17 protein-coding genes are annotated in these 19,486 nt (G+C 38.0%); 12 read left to right on the forward strand and 5 right to left on the reverse strand.

Going from position 1 to position 19,486, the window contains the following annotated elements:
* Positions 1–110: 110 nt before the first annotated feature.
* Positions 111–1,283, reverse strand: a complete 1,173-nt coding sequence (locus RFX69_RS15150; RefSeq protein ID WP_289332482.1) for an iron-containing alcohol dehydrogenase — start codon at positions 1,281–1,283, stop codon at positions 111–113.
* A gap of 230 nt (positions 1,284–1,513) precedes the next feature.
* On the opposite strand from RFX69_RS15150, the gene RFX69_RS15155 reads away from it, so the two are divergent.
* A complete protein-coding gene (locus RFX69_RS15155) occupies positions 1,514–3,226 on the forward strand; it encodes an AAA family ATPase (protein WP_309169483.1) in 1,713 nt (570 codons plus the stop codon).
* Between the two features lie 43 nt (positions 3,227–3,269).
* The gene (locus tag RFX69_RS15160) at positions 3,270–3,629 is read left to right on the forward strand and encodes a 5-carboxymethyl-2-hydroxymuconate Delta-isomerase (RefSeq protein ID WP_001120984.1); all 360 of its coding nucleotides are present in this window, start codon (positions 3,270–3,272) and stop codon (positions 3,627–3,629) included.
* A gap of 121 nt (positions 3,630–3,750) precedes the next feature.
* Here the strand turns inward: RFX69_RS15160 and thiM are convergent, their stop codons facing one another.
* The 3 genes from thiM to RFX69_RS15175 all read right to left on the reverse strand — a co-directional run bounded on the left by thiM (position 3,751) and on the right by RFX69_RS15175 (position 6,178).
* Entirely contained in the window at positions 3,751–4,578 is an 828-nt protein-coding gene (gene thiM, locus RFX69_RS15165) for a hydroxyethylthiazole kinase (protein ID WP_309169484.1), read from the reverse strand.
* Between the two features lie 33 nt (positions 4,579–4,611).
* Positions 4,612–5,769, reverse strand: coding sequence for a hypothetical protein (locus RFX69_RS15170; protein WP_289332484.1), 1,158 nt, complete (start codon positions 5,767–5,769; stop codon positions 4,612–4,614).
* A gap of 151 nt (positions 5,770–5,920) precedes the next feature.
* Positions 5,921–6,178 carry a hypothetical protein gene (locus RFX69_RS15175; protein ID WP_002119338.1) on the reverse strand — a complete coding sequence of 86 codons (258 nt, stop codon included), beginning with the start codon at positions 6,176–6,178 and terminating at the stop codon, positions 5,921–5,923.
* Positions 6,179–6,496: 318 nt separating this feature from the next.
* Here RFX69_RS15175 and pepN point away from each other — a divergent pair, with 318 nt between their 5' ends.
* From pepN to RFX69_RS15220, 9 genes are all read left to right on the forward strand, one after another.
* Complete coding sequence (pepN, locus tag RFX69_RS15180; protein ID WP_068562748.1) at positions 6,497–9,103, forward strand: aminopeptidase N; 2,607 nt, start codon at positions 6,497–6,499, stop codon at positions 9,101–9,103.
* A 577-nt stretch (positions 9,104–9,680) separates the two neighbouring features.
* A complete protein-coding gene (locus RFX69_RS15185) occupies positions 9,681–10,217 on the forward strand; it encodes a spore coat U domain-containing protein (protein WP_199977870.1) in 537 nt (178 codons plus the stop codon).
* A gap of 73 nt (positions 10,218–10,290) precedes the next feature.
* The gene (locus RFX69_RS15190; RefSeq protein ID WP_289332485.1) at positions 10,291–10,995 is read left to right on the forward strand and encodes a molecular chaperone; all 705 of its coding nucleotides are present in this window, start codon (positions 10,291–10,293) and stop codon (positions 10,993–10,995) included.
* Between the two features lie 9 nt (positions 10,996–11,004).
* Positions 11,005–13,464, forward strand: a complete 2,460-nt coding sequence (locus RFX69_RS15195; RefSeq protein ID WP_289332486.1) for a fimbria/pilus outer membrane usher protein — start codon at positions 11,005–11,007, stop codon at positions 13,462–13,464.
* On the forward strand, positions 13,455–14,474 hold the full coding sequence (locus RFX69_RS15200) for a spore coat U domain-containing protein (protein WP_017398417.1): 1,020 nt from the start codon (positions 13,455–13,457) through the stop codon (positions 14,472–14,474). The genes RFX69_RS15195 and RFX69_RS15200 overlap by 10 nt, the downstream gene beginning before the upstream one ends.
* A gap of 226 nt (positions 14,475–14,700) precedes the next feature.
* Complete coding sequence (locus RFX69_RS15205; protein WP_289332487.1) at positions 14,701–15,387, forward strand: glutathione S-transferase family protein; 687 nt, start codon at positions 14,701–14,703, stop codon at positions 15,385–15,387.
* A gap of 7 nt (positions 15,388–15,394) precedes the next feature.
* The gene (locus RFX69_RS15210; protein WP_272236124.1) at positions 15,395–16,156 is read left to right on the forward strand and encodes an SDR family NAD(P)-dependent oxidoreductase; all 762 of its coding nucleotides are present in this window, start codon (positions 15,395–15,397) and stop codon (positions 16,154–16,156) included.
* Positions 16,157–16,165: 9 nt separating this feature from the next.
* Positions 16,166–16,849, forward strand: coding sequence for an SDR family NAD(P)-dependent oxidoreductase (locus RFX69_RS15215; RefSeq protein WP_289332488.1), 684 nt, complete (start codon positions 16,166–16,168; stop codon positions 16,847–16,849).
* A 77-nt stretch (positions 16,850–16,926) separates the two neighbouring features.
* On the forward strand, positions 16,927–17,484 hold the full coding sequence (locus tag RFX69_RS15220) for a chorismate mutase (RefSeq protein ID WP_289332489.1): 558 nt from the start codon (positions 16,927–16,929) through the stop codon (positions 17,482–17,484).
* A gap of 28 nt (positions 17,485–17,512) precedes the next feature.
* Here the strand turns inward: RFX69_RS15220 and RFX69_RS15225 are convergent, their stop codons facing one another.
* The gene (locus RFX69_RS15225) at positions 17,513–17,998 is read right to left on the reverse strand and encodes an Lrp/AsnC family transcriptional regulator (protein ID WP_001089197.1); all 486 of its coding nucleotides are present in this window, start codon (positions 17,996–17,998) and stop codon (positions 17,513–17,515) included.
* Positions 17,999–18,601: 603 nt separating this feature from the next.
* Between RFX69_RS15225 and RFX69_RS15230 the strand changes: the two genes are divergently transcribed.
* Positions 18,602–18,940, forward strand: a complete 339-nt coding sequence (locus tag RFX69_RS15230) for a hypothetical protein (RefSeq protein ID WP_001243511.1) — start codon at positions 18,602–18,604, stop codon at positions 18,938–18,940.
* Positions 18,941–19,486 lie beyond the last annotated feature (546 nt).

The following is a 19,486-nucleotide window of genomic DNA, read 5'->3' on the forward strand; positions in this document are numbered from 1 at the left end:
AGTATAGGTTTTAAAAAAAGGGAATACCGCTGGAGCTAAGTATTCCCCAAAAAGTAAGTCAACGGTCGGAGGGATTTGACTTACTACAGGAACATAGCGTTACATCAGTATTAAAGTGCTGCTTTGAAAATCTCCACAACTTGTGCATGGTTTGCTTTACGAGGGTTGGTGAGCATACATGCATCTTTTTGAGCATTTTCGGCCATAACCGCGAGGTCTTCGGTTTTTACGCCCAGTTCTGTTAGGCCAGATGGGATACCAATTGAAGAAGACAGTTTACGAATGGCATCAATTGCAGCATACGCAGCTTCTGTTACGGTGAGACCGTGGGTATTTACACCCATTAATTCTGCGATTTTTGCATAACGATCTGGACAAGCAATTAAGTTAAATTCACAAACATGTGGTAGCAAGATTGCGTTACATACACCATGAGGTAGGTTGTAGAACCCGCCCAACTGGTGTGCCATTGCATGAACGTAACCTAAAGATGCATTGTTAAATGCCATACCAGCCAAGTACTGCGCATAGCTCATAGCATCACGAGCTTCGATGTTTTCGCCATTTGCGACAGCGGGTTGTAACCATTGACTAATCATGGTGATGGCTTTTTCTGCACAAGCATCGGTAATTGGGTTTGCTGCCGTAGATACATATGCTTCAACTGCATGGGTTAGCGCATCCATACCTGTTGCAGCCGTTAAACCTGCTGGTTTTGCAATCATAAGTTTCGGGTCATCAATCGCAATAAGTGGAGTACAACGCCAGTCCACAATAGCCATTTTTACATGAGTATCTGTATTGGTAATAATACAGAAACGGGTCATTTCAGATGCCGTACCAGCCGTTGTATTGACTGCAATTAATGGCGTCATTGGGACTTTACTTTTATCGATGCCTTCGTAGTCACGAATATGACCACCACCCGCAGTCACTAAGCCAATCCCTTTTGCGCAGTCATGAGATGAGCCGCCGCCTAACGACACAATAAAGTCACAGCCATTTTCGTTATAGGCATTCACACCGTTGTGGACATTAATATCGGTTGGGTTAGGTTCCGCGCCCGGGAAAATATGGCTCGCTACGCCTGCTTCGGTTAAATAGCTTGCGATAAGATCTGCAACGCCAAATTTAAATAGCCCTTCATCGGTCACAATTAATGCTTTTTTTGCGCCGAGGTTCTGCGCCTTTGTTCCAATTTCTTTGGCACATCCTGGTCCAAAGAGTGATACGCAAGGAATATAAAAACCGTTTGTTCGATCTGCAATATTTTTAAAAGCCATGGAGTGATTCCTTTTTCCATAAATCCATTGTTTGTTATTACAGGTGAGCCTCACCATGGCCTTAGTATTGTGATGTGTAGATTATTTTCCTACCTACCAAAAACCTACCAAACACCAACTTGATATTAGTTATTGATTTATATTGTTTTTATAGAAAATTTGGCTCATTCATTTAAATTTTTCGGGAAAATCGTTAAGCTATGGGCTGTTAAAGATGTACATATGAGATTATGAAACAGGAAACTGCACTTAAACTGCTAAAAGCAGGTGAAAATGTCTTTTTAACCGGTTCGGCTGGTGCAGGGAAAACCTATACACTCAATCAGTACATCCATTATTTAAAAGCGCGTAAAGTACCTGTAGCGATTACAGCGTCTACCGGTATTGCTGCAACGCATATGAATGGCATGACCATTCATACATGGGCTGGTATTGGCATCAAAGATCATCTAACTGACGATGACTTGAAACGCATGAAAGAGCGTAAATATCTCAAGGAACACCTTGAAAACGCGCAAGTTCTTGTGATTGATGAAATCTCAATGCTCCATGCGAAGCAACTTAATCTGGTCAATCAGGTTTTAAAATATTTTAAAGAAAGTGATGAAGCATTCGGTGGCATTCAAGTGATTGTAGCTGGAGATTTCTTCCAGTTGCCACCCGTAGGCCGTAATGGTGAAGCCAATCGTGACAAGTTCTGTTTTATGTCTGATGCATGGGTCGAAGCCAAATTTCGGGTATGTTATTTAACAGAACAACACCGCCAAGATGATGAAATTCTGAATCAGATATTAAATGCGATTCGTGCGCAAAGTATTCAAACCGAGCATTTGCAAGCTTTGCATCAATCCCGTACTCATGACATTGGCGAAACCTTTACTCGTCTTTATACACATAACATGGATGTCGATAATATCAATTATCAGCACTTAAACGAAATTGATAATGAAGGGCATCAATTTAATGCCGTTTTAGACGGTAATGAAAAGTTATTAGAGACCTTAAAATCTTCAGTCCGTGCTCCGGAAGAACTCACACTTAAAAAGCATGCCAAAGTCATGTTTGTAAAAAATAACTTTGATATGGGTTATATCAACGGAAGCTTGGGTGAGGTGATCGGTTTTGAAGAGGATGACGAAAATGGGTTATTGCCAAAGGTAAAATTAACTGACGGTACAACTTTGCTGGTAGCACCTGAAACATGGTCAATTGAAAATGAAGCAGGAAAAGTCATTGCAAGTTTCCAGCAAATTCCACTTCGTTTGGCGTGGGCGATTACCATTCATAAAAGCCAAGGTATGACTTTGGAAGCTGCTGAAATTAACCTGATGCATACCTTTGAAAAAGGGCAAGGTTATGTTGCGCTCTCACGTTTGAAGTCTTTAACAGGGTTAAAATTATTAGGTTTTAATGAACAAGCTTTGGAGTTAGATAGTCTGGCGGTAAAAGCTGATCGCCGTTTTCAAGAACTTTCTAAAGAAGCCGAAGATAATTTTGCTAATGTCGATTTAACGGCTCAACATAAAGCCTTTATTCGTCATTGTGGTGGAACCTTAAATGAAACTGAAATTTCAAGAAATGAGAAAAAACTAGCGAGAGGCGAGAAGCAAAATTACGCCTCAGCGACTTTGGATGAAACTCGTGCATTGTTTGAAGAAGGCTACGAAATTGAAGATATTGCACATGAACGTGGTCTAACACCTGCAACCATTATTAATCACTTGGCTCGACTGCATAAAGAACAAAAGCTAGATATTTCGGTTGCCCATCCTGATGAAGAAGTGGTCGAAGAAGTGCGTAAAATTTATAAGAAGTTGAAAAAACGCCAAAATCCGGATCATTTTTCTGATGATGGTTCGATCAAACTAAGACCAATTGTTGAAGCAACCAGCCCTCGAATGGGATATGATCAGGTTCGATTAGCTTTATTATTTATTGAATAAAGTTTAATGGGCTTAATGACTTATTATATAAATTGAGGTGGCTATGCCGCACGTTGTAGTTGATTATTCAGATAACTTAACTGGACTAAATGCAAAACAATTACTTGAAGAAATTAATACCACGCTCATTGAAACAGAGCTATTTAGTCCAGAAGACATTAAAAGTCGTGCACGTAGAGATGAGGTTTTTCTGATTGGCTTAGGGGTTGATCAAGCCTATATCCATGTAAAAGCCTATATTTTGTCGGGAAGAACTGCTGAACAAAAACAGCTTGTGGGTGAGCAATTATTAGCGGCGCTCAGCAACAAAAAATATCTACCACAAGAGTTTAATAAAGAAATTCAATTGTGTGTTGAGCTTATCGACATGCCAAGAGACGATTATTTTAAGCAAGTTGTATAACTCTAAAAAACGCAATTTCGATCAAGAATAGCAATGAGCACTATGTAAAAGTAGTCTGATCTTATTACCGACATCTACTTACTTTTAAAGTGAGTCTAGTGTAATTCAGGCATAGTTTAGGTTATGCCTGTTTATTTAAAAGTTTGACATCTGCGTATTGCTCAATCAGATTAGCATCTAACATATGGATATAATCCATAAATATGCTACTAAAACTACCCATCGTTTGAGCTTGATTTGCAGCAAGTTTACCTGCAATTGCAAAATGAATATGAGCTGAAAGAGCTGCAATGGTTGGTGTCGTCACAGCGCTATATGCTGCAATTAATGCACCCAAAGCGCAGCCAGTTGCAGTAATTTTGGGTTGTAACGGGCTTCCACCATTTACTTGAATTACAGCATTAACTTCGTTAGACAAAATGTAATCTGATTCACCTGAAATAGCGATACAGCTTGCATGAGTTAATAGTGAAAAAGCTTGTTGATAAGCTTGGTCACTGCTTAAAGTGCTGTCTACACCTTTTGATTGAACCTGATTGCCTGCAAGCGTACTGATTTCTGAGGCATTACCACGTATAACGCTTGGCTTGAACTGTAAAAGCTCGTCTGTCATTTGACTGCGCCAAGCTAATATTGGCCCATAGCCTACCGGATCGAGTACCCAAGGAACATTGTTAAGCTGTGCGGTCTTGGCAGAGATTTGCATGGCTTGCATTTGCTCTGAAGTCGGTGTGCCTAAATTAATGCTTAAAGCCGATGAAATTTTGGTAAAACTTTCTGCTTCATAAGGATTATCAATCAGGGCAGGTGAAGCACCGGAAGCAAGTAATACATTGGCGGTGTAGTTGGCAGCAACGCTGTTGGTAATACATTGTACCAGCGGCGTTTTTGCCTGCATGTTTTGCCAAGCTTCAATCACCTGTTCAATGAGGTTGGATGTCGAAATCATCTGATAATCCTTATTAAGCCAGAGATAAGAAAGTTAACGGGTAAAATAGTGATCTTGATGTTTGCAATTTTGGCAAATCAACGACACATAATCTGCTGCATCATAGTCCACGCTTAGATCATTTGAACCACAGTACATACAACGTTTAACCGAGTAAAAGTTTAAACGAGGTTCGATTTTTCGCCATGCTTTCCATACAGGTTGTACAAATATCTGTTCGTCATAACCTAAAAAGCGGTTAAATAATATATGGCTCATTTTGCTGTAAGGAATATTGTAAGGGCGTGGCAACATCGAAGTTTCCCACTTTTCAGCCAAAGCTCGTTCCCGATATTGCTCTAAAGTTTTTTTTAATAGATTGGTGTTAATAAATTTTTCGTTTCGTGGCTGTAGTGCCTTTTGTTTATAAAGATATTCAAGTGCAGTCTGAATAAGATAATAAATTTGACCAATCGCCAATGAGTCCATTAAACGGTAGCAAAAGGCTTGAAAATTAGAGCTTCCTGCAATTTGGATACCCCAAGTTCGGCAATAGAACTGAGTGAACTGAATAATTTCTTGATAGAGCACCTGAAACAGCACGTCTTTCACTTCATCGGCACTACGAAATGGAATACCAAGACTTAGGTTTTCATAGAACCAGTGGCGTAATTGCTGAGCTACACTAAATAAACTTGGGTCGCTATAGCCATCTAGACGAATATTTAAATAAAAGCACTGTGGTTCATCGGTTTGATCTTGTGTATTTAAAATCCCATCTTTATGAAGCTGTTTAATGAGATGGTTCTGGAACATCCAGTTGGGGGTAATCGGCTGATATTTTATCTGATCCCAATGAATGTATTCGTCATGTGCAATGTCATCACGAGCATAGTCGTCGAGCAGGCTAAGTAAAAAAAGTTTATGTAAAAAACTGAGCTGTTCCAGACTACGTTGAGGTTGCTCTTTTGACTTAAACTGGCGTTGTTCTTGTAGGCGTGTTTGCTGTAAAAGCTTTTTCCGTTGTTTTGTGCATGTTTCACAATGACAAGTCATTTTCGTATCTTTAAATACACGATGCTGACAATGGCTGCATTCATGAAACTGAATGTCTTGTTCAAATTGCTCGGCATCTACCCAGTACATTGAAGCTTGGCAGAGAGGACAATGGCTACTTTCATCTAGCTGTTTCTGTAGAATTTGTAAGGCCATTTCGCTCCGAATGCATAAATTAGTCAGGATAGAGCTATTATACACAGCCACATTGCCGATAGCTGAGATTGTCTTTTTGTTTGGTGCAAAAATAGAAAACCTAAAATCTTTATTTTGATTTTAGGTTTTCATAACAGACTACAAGTTAAGATTAAACAGGGCACGGCAAGCTCTCATCATTCTGTCCAAGCTTTTTGGCATTAATAAGTGCCTGCACTTTTTTACTTGGTAATTTTACTTTACCTAAAGCGTCGTAAGTATTGACGATAGAAGTTACCTCCTGAGCAGTCATTGAAATACCTTCTGCAGATAAAAACACCGCAATCACATGGTGATCGAGACCTGCTGCGTTTAGATCATGAATCGCTTTAATATTTTCTAAACGATGAAAATGTGCTTTTAATTCCATACTGACACCTCTTGTTCTGATTGAAATATTTATATTGGTGTATTAGTGAAGGCAAGAACCATGCCCAAAATGTAAGCTGACTCTAAAAAATGTTAAAAGCTGAAGTTGTTTTATTTTTATTGTATAGATTGATTATATAAGCAACGATTATCGTAAATTTGGTCTAATCTGTGCTAATAAAAGACGATTCTAATTTGAAATGTATAAATGAAGTCCCATTAATTTTATAAAGGTAAACAAACACGGTATGTATGAATGTGTATGATCAAGTTCATAAAATTCGTACTACGGTTTCCGAAAAGTATATAAGGAATAAAGATGAATATTGCGGCGCAGCCTCCAGTTCAGGCAGATCAAACAGTTTATTTAAAAGATTATCAAAAACCTTCATTCTTGGTTGAATCCATTAATCTTGATATTCAAGTATATGACGATAAAACAATTGTTGATTCAACATTAGTCATGAAGCGTCAAACTGCTGGAGACTTGGTATTATTAGGTCGTGATCTTGAGTTGCAATCTATTCAGCTCAATGGTCAAGATCTTACTCCTGCACAATATTCACTCGATAGTGAACAACTGGTGATCACTGATGCACCAGATGAAGTCATTTTACAAACTCAAGTGATTATTCATCCTGAAACCAACACTCAGCTTGAAGGTTTGTATAAAGCAGATGAGTTGTTTGTAACCCAGAATGAACCTGAAGGCTTCCGCAAAATCACGTTCTATCCAGACCGTCCAGATGTACTTTCAGTCTTTACGACACGTGTAGAAGCCGACAAAAAATATCCAGTGTTACTTGCCAATGGTAATTTGCTTGAAACAGGTGAGGTAGGTGAAAACCGCCACTTTGCGATCTGGCAAGACCCGACTAAAAAACCAAGCTACTTGTTTGCTTGTGTTATTGGTGATTTAGCTGTTCTTAAAGACCGCTATACGACGTCTGAAGGGCGCGATGTTGCTTTAGAAATCTATGCAATCGAGAAAGACATTCCAAAATGCCATATCGCAATGGAAGCATTAAAGCATTCAATGCGTTGGGATGAAGAACACTACGGTCGTGCTTATGACCTCGATAACTATATGATTGTTGCTGTTAGCCAGTTCAACATGGGTGCCATGGAAAATAAAGGTTTAAACATCTTTAATACCTCATGCGTGCTTGCCGATGAAGAGTACACAACTGATGCAGCCATTATGCGAGTACAGTCTGTGATTGCGCATGAATATTTCCATAACTGGACAGGTAACCGTATTACTTGCCGTGACTGGTTCCAGCTGTGCTTAAAAGAAGGTTTAACGGTTTTCCGTGACCAGTCTTTCTCTGAAGATTTACAATCTGCTGCAGTTCAACGTATTGATGATGTCGCTGTACTTAAATCGCATCAATTCCCTGAAGATGCTGGTCCATTGTCGCATCCACCACGCCCAGATCACTTTGTAGAAATTAATAACTTCTATACAGCGACAGTCTATGAAAAAGGTGCGGAAATTAACCGCATGATGTCGACCTTACTCGGTAAAGAAAAATACCGTCAAGGAACCGATGAATATTTCCGCCGTCATGATGGACAAGCCGTAACAGTAGAAGACTGGGTTGCTGCATTATCTGCGGGTTCAGGTGTTGATTTATCTGCATTCTTAACTTGGTATAACCAACCAGGTACGCCAAAGCTTGAAGCAAAAGGTGAGTACGATGCAACAGCACAAACTTACCGTTTAAGCTTTAAACAAAGCCTAAAAGCGCATCCGAAATATCCAAACTTAAAAGCTGTTCCAATTCCTGTTGCTTTAGCGCTTTTTAACGCTCAAACAGGGGAACAATATACATTGCACAGTAACAGTCTATTCGTAAATGATGTTAAAGATGGCGTGTACTTGTTTGATCAAGATGAGGCAACTATTGAGTTTACAGGGGTAACTGAGCAACCTGTTGTTTCACTACTACGTAATTTCTCTGCACCTGTAAATCTTGTATTTGATTACAGTGATGAAGAATTAGCATTCTTAATTCAACATGAAACAAACGGTTTCAACCAGTGGCAAGCAACACAAACCTTACTTGAACGTATTTTGCTAGAAGACCATTCTGCAGATGCTTACATTCAAGCTATTCAGAGCACTTTGCCTGAATTGGTTGGCCGCGACCCGCTTTTAGCATCACGTTTGTTTGATGTTCCAAGTGAAGGTTATTTGGGTAGCCGTATCGATCAGGACTATGCACCAGCCGATATTCATGTAAAACGTGAAGCTTTACTGAATCGTTTGGCACAAGAGTTGGGTGCGTTTTGGAAAGATACGTATCTTACACTTGACCCAGACTTGCAAAAAGAGTTTTCTTTAGCCATGGGTGTACGTGCATTAAAAAATATCATGCTGATGATGATGGCTCGTCAGGGTGATCAAAGTGCATTTGAATTAGCACATGTTCAATACCAAAACACAGGCAATATGTCTGAGCGTTTAGGTGCGCTACGTGTATTGGTTTGGCAAAACGCACCTCAAGCTCAAGAGGCGCTTGCTGATTTCTATGACCGCTTTAAAGATGAAGCTTTATCTTTAGACCAGTGGTTTATGATTCAGGCTGCAAACCCGAATGCCACAACAGAAACAATCGAGTACTTAACTCAACATCCTGACTATGATTTAACAACTCCAAACCGTATTCGTGCGGTAAGTGGTGGCTTGTCAAATAATCCTGAAAATACTTGGGGCTTTGGTGTCGCTCACTTTATTAACCTTGCAGAATATCTTGACGAGAAAAACCCGATTTTAGGTTCACGTCTGTTACAGGTGTTATCTCGCTGGTATACGCTTGCAGAACCTCAGCGCACTCAAGTACAACAAGCTTTACAAGCATTGCAGCCTAAAGTGAAATCGAAAAATGTTTCTGAAACTTTAAATAGCATGCTGAGCGTTTAATTATTTAAACTTACTAAATAAAGGTCTCTAAAGAGGCCTTTATTTTTTATATCTCATAGCTCTTCAAGATTTAAAATAAATAAAACTATCCTTGTTATAGTTCATCTGTAGATCAAGTTTTATCATTTTATTTTTATATAAATTATGATCTTTAATAGTTTTTTGAAGATGCACTTTTAAGTAATAATATAAAATTACTATTAAAAGTATAGTCAGGAAATAACTAAGTACTTATGTAAATAGAATTTAATTTCATAAAGTTTGATAATTTTTTGACATATTTATTTAAATTTAAATAAATAAATTTTTTTTAAATTTTATTAAAGTTATTTAAATCAAAAACTTAAATTTTGTAATTATTGTTTTTTTGTATCCGTAAGATAGGTTTAGGTAAATTTGTTTTATTGATTAGAAATTAAAATAATAACGTGAACATGCATTTTATTTATTTTTATGTATTATGTTGGAAAGTAGGATAAAAAAATAAGCTTTAAAAGAGCAGTCAAATAAAAATGATTGTAAGAATAAGGGTTAAATTTTTTATATCTATTAATTCGACAATTTAGTTTAAAAGGTTTTGGCCATGAAAAAGACTTTTATTTATTTATCAGCAGTTGTTGCAGGAGTATTTTCTCTCAATGCAGCAAATGCAGCTACAGCAACAGGTACATTAACTGTTCGAGCAACAGTAACCAATAGTTGTGTATTGAATACTTCTGCAACCGGTACGACAACAAATGCAGTTTTAGACTTTGGTACTTTAAGTTCGCTGGCTAGCAATGTCGATGCAGATACTACAACGACAGGTGGTACCTCAATTAAAGTCCTTTGTAATAATACTGTGCCATGGACTTTGTCATTTGATGGTGGTCAGAATGTTTTATCAACCCAACGTCGTATGATCGGTGGGGCGACTAGCAACGAATATATTCCTTACAACCTTTTTTCTGACACAGGGCGTGCCACAGCAATTGGTATTGCAACGACTGCCTACAGTGGAACTGGAACGGGTAATGTTCAAACTGTAAATGTGTATGGTCGTATTCCTGCAGGAACAACTTTACCAAGTGCTGGTAGCTATGTTGACAGTGTGACTGTCACAGTAACTTATTAATTTGCATAAATTAGAATTACGTTAGCCCTTTTGAAAGGGCTAATACATTAAAAAAGTTATATTTGAGCAAATCATGAAAAAAAATATTTTTATTATTACGGGATTATTCTTATCTTTATCTAGCTCTATTAACGCCGCAACAATCCGTCTTTCACCTGTAAATGTAGAAATATTAAGTAATCAAAATGCTGCTTCAATTAGTTTATATAACCAGTCAAATGAAAGTGCTGATTTGCAGGTGCGTGTATTTGAGTGGAGACAAAATGCTGGGCAAGATCAATTAGTCCCTACGGATGAGATTGTAGTTAGTCCACCATTTTTAAAACTACAACCTAATGATTCTTATAACTTACGTGTAGTTAGGATTAATCCAACGCCAGTTTCTGGCGAAAAAACTTATCGTATTATTATTGATGAGTTACCAAAACCAATTGATAGCCGTAAAGCAGCTCAGGGAGTAAATGTATTACTTCGCTCGTCATTACCTGTATTTGTAGTGAATAAAGATGCAATTACCAAACTGAGTTGGAAAATTGATGTTAACCAGAACACACCTTCTTTAAATATTAGCAATATAGGTAACCGACATGCGTTGTTAAATAGCCTAACGCTTGTTGATACAACTGCGAATAAAAGTTATCCGATTAAAGTAAATACTGTGAATGGTTATATTCTTGCGGAGAAGTCGAAAAGCTACTCGATTAGTAACTTTACCTACCAACCAAATCATAAATACAGCGTATCTCTAACAGTTAATGGTAAGAAAACCACACTTTAAGAGGCTTATATGAAATACATTATAGGTGTCTTATGTGTTGCGTATTTTCCTGCATATTCTTTTGCCGAACAGTTACTAGATCATACCAATACTGCAGTTCCCAGTGTTCCTAAATCTGTAGGTAACAATAGTGAATATACACAAGTAGGAACGAATGAGCAGGAGCAAGATCTTAATTTCATTCATCTATTTTTAAATATTTCGATTAACTCAAATGCTTCTGAAGATTTGGTTGCTGTAAAGCAATCTAAGGATGGAAAACTATATATTCGTTCTAGTACCTTAAAAAATTTAAGACTAAAAATAGATGAACATATCCCAGATAACCAGTGGGTGTGTATTAATGATTTAAATGGAATTCAGTTTAAATATCTCGAGAATGAGCAGTCTTTAAACTTAAAAGTTCCATCGAACATGTTAACGGGTTACTCAGTTGACTTAAGTGGACAGCAGATTACTAGCCCCAATTTGCTAAAGATGAAACCCTTAAATGCAGCCATTCTGAATTACAGTCTGTATAACACCGTAACCAATGACGAGAACGTTTTCTCAGGTACGGCTGAGGGGATCTTTAATAGCTCAATCGGTAACTTCTCATCAGGGGTTTTATATAACGGTAGTAATGAAACTAGCTATAGCCATGAAAAATGGGTACGACTGGAAAGTAAGTGGCAGTACGTAGACCCTGAAAAGATCAGGATATATACCCTAGGGGACTTTATTTCCAATAGTCCTGACTGGGGCAGTAGTGTCCGTCTGGCTGGTTTCCAGTGGTCGAGTGCTTATAGTCAACGCGGTGATATTGTCACCTCAGCACTCCCGCAATTTTCTGGCTCGGCAGCATTGCCTTCAACACTGGATTTATATGTCAATCAACAAAAGATTTATTCAGGGTTAGTCCCATCTGGTCCATTTGATATTAAACAGCTCCCATTTATTTCAGGAAATGAAGTCACCCTTGTGACTACCGATGCAACCGGAAAGCAGAGCATTACCAAAAAGCCGTACTATTTTTCATCCAAGATTCTGGCAAAAGGCATTAATGAGTTTTCAGTAGATATTGGTATTCCACGCTACAACTATGGACTCTATTCAAACGATTATGATGATGCCACCTTTGCCTCAGGTGCGATCAGATACGGCTACAGTAACTCACTGACTTTAAGTGGTGGTGCAGAAGCTTCAACAGATGGCCTGTCGAACCTCGGCACAGGATTTGCCAAGAATATTTTTGGTATTGGGGTGATCAATGCTGACATTGCAGCGAGCCAGTATAAAGATGAAAACGGTTATTCTGCCTTGCTGGGTTTAGAAGGGCGCATCAGTAAGAACATTTCATTTAACACCAGTTACCGTAAAGTATTTGATAACTATTTTGACCTTGCCCGTGTGTCTCAAGTGAGATATTTGAAAGATAACCAGATCAATGCCGAGTCACAAAACTATCTGAACTACAGTGCATTGGCTGATGAGATTTTTAGGGCAGGGATTAACTATAACTTTTATACAGGCTATGGGGTTTATCTGGGCTATAACCAGATCAAATATAGTGATAACTCCTATAAATTACTGTCTACCAATTTAAGTGGAAGTTTGGACAAGAACTGGGGTTTTTATGCATCAGCGTATAAAGATTATGAAAACCATAAGGACTATGGGATTTACTTTGCACTGCGATATACCCCGTCCAGTAAAGTGAATGCGATTACAAGTGTATCTAGTGACAGCGGTAGCCTACGGTATCGCCAAGAAATATTCGGTTTGTCAGAACCCCAAATTGGTTCATTTGGCTGGGGTGGTTATGTTGAAAGAGATCAGGATGCCAATGAAAACAATGCATCGGTCTATGCATCTTACCGAGCACGGGCAGCTTACCTGACGGGACGCTATAACCGATTTGGAGACAACGATCAGGTTGCACTTTCAGCGACGGGTTCATTGGTTGCGGCGGCGGGACGTATCTTTGCGGCCAATGAAATTGGAGACGGCTATGCGGTCGTAACCAATGCAGGGCCGCAAAGTCAAATTATAAATGGTGGAGTCAATTTAGGAGAAACTGACAAGTCTGGAAGATTTCTGATTCCTAGTCTCATGCCATATCAAGTGAACCATATTTATTTAGATCCATCGTATCTTCCTCTGAATTGGAATGTTAAATCTACAGATCAAAAAACAGTCGTGGGTTATCGTCAAGGAACTTTGGTTGACTTTGGTGCTCATCAGGTTATTTCAGGATTAGTAAAACTGGTTGATCAAAAAAATTCACCGTTAATGCCGGGTTATACCGTTCGAATTAATGGTCAGCAAAATGGGATGGTTGGGTACGACGGTGAAGTATTTATTCCAAACCTGTTAAAACAAAACAAACTTGAAGTCGATCTTCTAGATCATGGTTCATGCCAAGTTGACTTCACATATAACAGTAATCAGTACTCAACCAAAAAATTGGGACCTTATGTATGTCATTAAATATTATGAATAAGGCTCAAATAGAGAGCTATAAGTTTTTTCCATTGTCTTTAAAATATTTTGTAGGCATTTGCTTATTTTATCTTGTTTATGCATTTTTTAGTCCGGCACATGCAGCTTGTACGGTAAGTGGGACCACAAATAACACTTTTATCTACACAGCAGCAAATATCAATAGTGATGCAACCGTAAACCTTTCAGGAACAATTACTTGCACGAATTTAGGACTTCCCCAGATTTCTAATTTCATGTGTATGAAAACCGTATTTACGGGAACCACAAATGCAATTAACAGTGTTTCATTACCCTATACAGTTACTGCAACTGTAGGCGGAGCTGGGTCTTCTACCACAAACCAAACCTCCAATGTGTGGTATGGTCCAGTAGCAACAGTCGCATCAAATAATATTGTGAGCTACTCGGTAAATATAAAAGTACCAGCTCGAACGGGGTCTCTTATTGCATACCCTCAAGGAACATATACGGCTTCGGTTCGGTTGTATTGGGATATGGATCTTTTGGGTTTGTCATGTGGTGATTTACTTGGTGGCTGGGATTCAGGCGATACATTGCTAACAGCAAACTTTGTGGTCCCAAGCCTGTGCCAATTAAACTCAACCTCAACTGTAGATTTCGGCAATATTAATGATATTGGCACGACTAAGCGTGATTACACAGCGCAAGGGGCAGTGAATACAACCTGTAATTTTGGAACGCCATATAGTATTTATTTAGGGGATGGAAACAACCGTATTGCTGGAGGCTTTAGGCGTATGATCAATAGTAATAATGAATTTATTCCCTATCAGCTATATAAAGATTCTAACTATAGTACGGTATGGGATGCCACGGGAGGCGTAACCAATGTTGGGGGAACAGGGGGAGTCTCAAAAACAGGTACAGGAAGTGCTCAAACGACTACAGTGTATGGAAAAATTCCGCAAGGCACTGCCATCGCAAGTAGACCTGGTGTCTATTCTGATAGTGTTGTCGTTACGGTGACTTATTAATCTTTCAAATTTATATGAGGAGTTCTTTTTATAGCAGAGCTCCCTATAATTCAAAGTATATTGCTTAAAAATTGTTAAGATATAAATAATAAAAATCAAATAATTCTTAGCTTTCGGAACTTGTTCGTCATCAAAAACAGTTTGACTTAAAAAAGTATTCTGTATATTTATTGATTAGTTCTAAAAAAGAACTAGATAAAAGGCAATTAAAAATAAAGGTGAATAAATGTCGAATATTATTTTGCATCAATGGGAAATTTCCCCATTCTGTCAAAAAATTTCAAGGGTTTTGAAATTTAAAGGAATTCCATTTGATACAGTTAACTATAACGGCATTCTTGGAGCGAAAGTTCCTCTACTAAGTAAGGTGGGCAAAGTACCTGTCATTGACCATAACGGTCAGAGGATTCAAGACAGCACTCGAATCGCGCGCTATCTAGATGAAGCCTTTCCAGACACACCTCGGCTTTACCCTGAAGATCCAAATCAAAAAGCACTTGCAGAGCTGTGGGAAGATTGGGCAGATGAATCTCTTTATTTTTATGAAGTCTATTTACGCGTAAATGACTCAGAAGCTTTAGAAGAAGCAATTCGTATTAGCAGTATTGGCCGCCCTGCATATGAAAAGCCCATGGTAAAAGGTTTTATTTTAGCCGAGTTGAAAACGCAGCTATTCTTTCAAGGGTTAGGACGTATGAAAGCTGAAAATGTTGAAGAAGAATTTATACGACACCTCGACCGTATTGAGCAGGTTTTATCACAAAGTGAATGGTTAGTTGGAAACAGCCAAACCATTGCAGATATTGCGGTGGTTGCTCAACTTGGTGAAGTCATTCGTACAAGTAAGAAGTTTGGTAAGGAAATCTTGGATCGTCCACTTATGGCAGAATGGTATAAAAAACAAACAGGTTGAGACGGCTATGGCATCAGCAACACCAGATAAAATACGAGATTGTGCAGTTGTTATTGGCGTTGGGGCATCACAGGGCATTGGTGCTGCTGTCTGTCATCGCTTTGCGAAAGAGGGCTTAAAAGTTTACGTTGCTGGACGTACTTTCCAAAAAATTGAGGCAGTAGCTGCCGAAATCCATGCCAATGCAGGCGAAGCTGTGGCATTTCGTCTAGATGCAGAAGATATCAATCAAGTTCAAGCATTGTTTGACACCATCATAAGTCAGAATGAACGCATTACTGCAGTTATTCATAATGTTGGGGGAAATATTCCCTCAATTTTTTTACGCAGTCCGTTATCGTTTTTTACTCAAATGTGGCAATCCACTTTTTTATCAGCCTATTTAGTTTCTCAAAGCTGTTTAAAAATATTTAAAGAACAAAACCACGGTACGCTTATTTTTACCGGAGCCAGTGCTTCATTGCGTGGAAAGCCTTTTTTCGCAGCTTTCACTATGGGGAAATCTGCCTTGCGGACTTATGCATTAAACTTAGCTCAAATTTATAAAACTCAAGGCATTCATATTGCTCATGTCATTATTGATGGAATGGTGGATGGCGACAGAATTAATAAAGCTTTATTTGGTCTAGGACGTTTCATTCGTCTCACACGGGGGACGGGTGGACTCAATATTAATGCCATAGCCGACATCTATTGGATGCTCTACCAGCAAAGCCCTGAGCTTTGGACACACGAGCTAGATTTACGTCCATATCAAGAAAAATTTTGAGAGACTCATATGCTAAAAACAATATTTCAGAAGTTTCAAAAAAAGCAGGGCTGTGTGGTGGTTGCAGGTCATGATATAGAACTACTCGACCAGAACTTTGTAATTTTAGACAAAAATGAGCAATCTCCATTGTATGTCTATCAAGCTGTACATGATTCTAGCGTTCAGAATATACAAGTAAACCGTGTAAATGATGGCATAACGAGTGTCCGTTTAAACTTGGTGAATACTGAGCATTTAAAAAGTTTACTAAAATATATTGCCAGCCATAGTCATAGCATTGAGTTATGCGTGTTTCAGCCAAATTTTTCATCTGTGCCAAATATTGAAGCTTTATCTTTAGAAGAAATTGAGCACAGTTGGCAAACAACGGGTTTAAGCGCAGTGAGCGTGTCACAAGCAGTGATTAAACCAATGTTAAAGCAGCAGCGGGGCACTGTTATTTTTCTTGGAGCGCCATCTAATAACTCCACTCACTACGATGTGTTAAGCCAAAGCATGTTTGCGAGTATTCGAGCGTTATCGCAGTCATTGGCAAGAGAGTTTCAGCCCAAAGGAATACACGTGACATATTGCATGGTGGAAAAATGGGATGGGCAAAACCAGCACTTTATTTCATCTGTTAAACAAGTCTGTCAGCATATCTATCAGCAGCCAAATTCTGCATGGAGCCAAGAGCTTAGCGTGTCTTGAGATTTTACTTTCGAGTGTTCTTAAAATAGAGTACTGCTTTGGAATGACAACAGAACAATAATTTTGAAGGTACTTAAATGTTAAATATTAAGAATATTCAACAAACGGTTAAACTAGCGACTACAGTGGCAGCTTTGATGTGCTTTTCTTCACTGGCACAAGCATATCAATATGAGCAAACCGCGCGTTTAATTAACGAACGCTTATCTTATATGAAAGATGTCGCAGGTTATAAGGCAGAGCAGCATTTACCGATTGAAGATTTAACACAAGAAAAGAAAGTACTCGATCAATCGCTTTCTGAAGCTGACTCTTTTGGGCTTAACAGCGAAACAGTAAAGCCATTTATAGTGGTGCAAATGGATGTGGCTAAAGCAATCCAGTACCGTTATCGCGCCGACTGGTTGTCGAGTCCGGAAACCAACTGGAAGCCTCAAGACTTAAGCGAAGTACGCGTAAAAATTAGCGCTTTAAACACAGAGCTGCTAAAAAATATCGCCTATGAACTTAAGAAAAATAATAACAAAGCGCCTCATGGCTGTAGCTATATGTGGCCTGTTCAGCATCCTCAACTTAAAGAAGCTGACAAGAGAGCTTTATGTGTAACATTGAATAAAATCAAATTAAAACAATGAACCACCTAAAGCCGTTCCTATAAGCAAATTATTCAATCAACATTAAATCGGCAGTATTGGCAGATTTAAGTGGTCGTAAAGCAAAGGTTGAACGCGTGTGGCGGATTCCTTTAATCGAGTAGAGCTTTTTACGTAAAAAACGTTCGTAATGCTCGGCATCTTTTACGGCCACTTTCACCAAATAATCATAGTCGCCCGTAACTAAATGCGCTTCGACCACTTCCGGAATATCTGCCAAAGCCTCGCTAAAGTTTTCTAACATTTCATCATCGTGGCGTTCTAGGGTAATTTCGATAAAAAACAACTCATGAATGCCAATCGCTTTGGGGTTTACGTTTACGGTATAGCCTTCAATAATTTTTAGACTTTCTAAACGTTTGAGTCGAGTCCAGCAAGGCGAAGATGAAAGCCCGACTTCTTCGGCGAGCTGTGCAACCGTTAAACGGCCATTTCTACGTAGGGCAGATAATATTTTCCGATCTATGCGATCTAGTGTGTATTCTGTGCTGTTCAAAATATAAACCAAAGAAGATTCTTCTGTTAATTTTAAATATACGTGATTTTTATGCTGATATCATTTAAAAAAACTGAAAATTCAGTAAACATTTTGAGCGACACAGCCATACACTATTTCTATGCATCGGACTCTACTGGATAGGAGTTGTGATGAAGCAAAGAGCACTGTTTCAGTAAGGGTGACTAAACAGTGCTCTTTGCGGATCTTACCCAAAAATCAAATATTAGGAATTTTTGATTCATACATTAGATTCATCAAATATTGGTTAAATAATAAATATATTCTTATTGGTCATAGCGCTCATCTTTCCAAAAATCTTATCAAATATCCTAAATGGCTAAATATTATTATTGAAATTCATAAAAGCACATACTTTAATCCCTAACCAATGTACTAATTTAACAATTAAATAGGGAAGTAAAATAAATAATATATACTTGTTAAAACTTAATCACCTAATTTTAATAAGGTGATTAAATATTCGAAAGAGAAGAAGTTTATCCTATTTTCTTTATTATTAATAGACACTTAGAGATAATTATTATTTAATACGCCCGCAATATTATGACTAATACTTTTAATAACTTTGTCGGGGAAATAATGCGTAATTTTTTAGTAACGATTTTCACTTTATTAGTAGGAACATCAATTTATGCGAGTCAAGAATCTAGAAATCTTCTAGAGCAAACACAATGTGAGAAAGCAGTAGAGCTTCATGGTTTTTTAAGCCGAGCTCAACTTGATTGTAACTATCACTATTATTCAGAAGAGTTAAAAGAGGCTGCCGCAAAATGTACTAAACATGATCTCGGCGAAAAATATGGTAGAGAGGTTATGAAATTTGGGATGAAGGAATTTGAAGAGCGGAAGAAAGAGGACACACAGGGCCACTTTTGTCATAAGGTTTTAAAAGAATTTCCAAAATATATTAAACAATAAAAAATAAGGTTTTAAAAACCTCTTCTAGCAAGCCGATAAGATGGATTTAATTATTCATTTTATCGGTCTATAAATTTACTAGTTAAATTAGAGAATAATTCTTAAAAAATTAGCTAATATAAAACTTCACCTTGTTTTAGATCTAACAACAATCATTTTTTAGTTTGAATCCCTTATTGTAACCATAAAAATAATATTTCCTTCCTTGGATTAGCCGTTCGTTATGTATTATGGAGGAGAAATAAGCATCAGTCGGCATTCAAAGACTTAATTAATATAGCGGAGTACATTTTAAGTTTACTTATATTTTTAAATTTCAAAAATAAAAAATTCTAGAATGGATGACTAAATCTTAAGTAAAGTTATTTTATAGAGTTTTTAAAGCTTTATTTCTAGCCAATATCACATTGACACCTAAAACCCCTCCGATTATCCTTTGCCTGCTGGCCTACATTGCCAGTTGGTTTTAGCAGACCATTAGCCAAAGAACACGAAAAAGTAATCACTTTTTTGTGGGAATCCCTGCGTGCCCCCTCTGCGGCGGAA

The sequence above is a fragment of the Acinetobacter sp. 148 genome, from assembly GCF_031196675.1.
GTDB classification, from domain to species: domain Bacteria; phylum Pseudomonadota; class Gammaproteobacteria; order Pseudomonadales; family Moraxellaceae; genus Acinetobacter; species Acinetobacter baumannii.

Coding starts and splice junctions, on each gene's coding strand:
- pepN (WP_068562748.1), top strand. CDS start 6,497: ATGAATATTGCGGCGCAGCCTCCAGTTCAGGCAGATCAAACAGTTTAT.
- RFX69_RS15160 (WP_001120984.1), top strand. CDS start 3,270: ATGCCGCACGTTGTAGTTGATTATTCAGATAACTTAACTGGACTAAAT.
- RFX69_RS15215 (WP_289332488.1), top strand. CDS start 16,166: ATGCTAAAAACAATATTTCAGAAGTTTCAAAAAAAGCAGGGCTGTGTG.
- RFX69_RS15210 (WP_272236124.1), top strand. CDS start 15,395: ATGGCATCAGCAACACCAGATAAAATACGAGATTGTGCAGTTGTTATT.
- RFX69_RS15195 (WP_289332486.1), top strand. CDS start 11,005: ATGAAATACATTATAGGTGTCTTATGTGTTGCGTATTTTCCTGCATAT.
- RFX69_RS15230 (WP_001243511.1), top strand. CDS start 18,602: ATGCGTAATTTTTTAGTAACGATTTTCACTTTATTAGTAGGAACATCA.
- RFX69_RS15150 (WP_289332482.1), bottom strand. CDS start 1,283: ATGGCTTTTAAAAATATTGCAGATCGAACAAACGGTTTTTATATTCCT.
- RFX69_RS15205 (WP_289332487.1), top strand. CDS start 14,701: ATGTCGAATATTATTTTGCATCAATGGGAAATTTCCCCATTCTGTCAA.
- RFX69_RS15190 (WP_289332485.1), top strand. CDS start 10,291: ATGAAAAAAAATATTTTTATTATTACGGGATTATTCTTATCTTTATCT.
- RFX69_RS15155 (WP_309169483.1), top strand. CDS start 1,514: ATGAAACAGGAAACTGCACTTAAACTGCTAAAAGCAGGTGAAAATGTC.
- RFX69_RS15200 (WP_017398417.1), top strand. CDS start 13,455: ATGTCATTAAATATTATGAATAAGGCTCAAATAGAGAGCTATAAGTTT.
- RFX69_RS15175 (WP_002119338.1), bottom strand. CDS start 6,178: ATGGAATTAAAAGCACATTTTCATCGTTTAGAAAATATTAAAGCGATT.
- RFX69_RS15220 (WP_289332489.1), top strand. CDS start 16,927: ATGTTAAATATTAAGAATATTCAACAAACGGTTAAACTAGCGACTACA.
- RFX69_RS15170 (WP_289332484.1), bottom strand. CDS start 5,769: ATGGCCTTACAAATTCTACAGAAACAGCTAGATGAAAGTAGCCATTGT.
- thiM (WP_309169484.1), bottom strand. CDS start 4,578: ATGATTTCGACATCCAACCTCATTGAACAGGTGATTGAAGCTTGGCAA.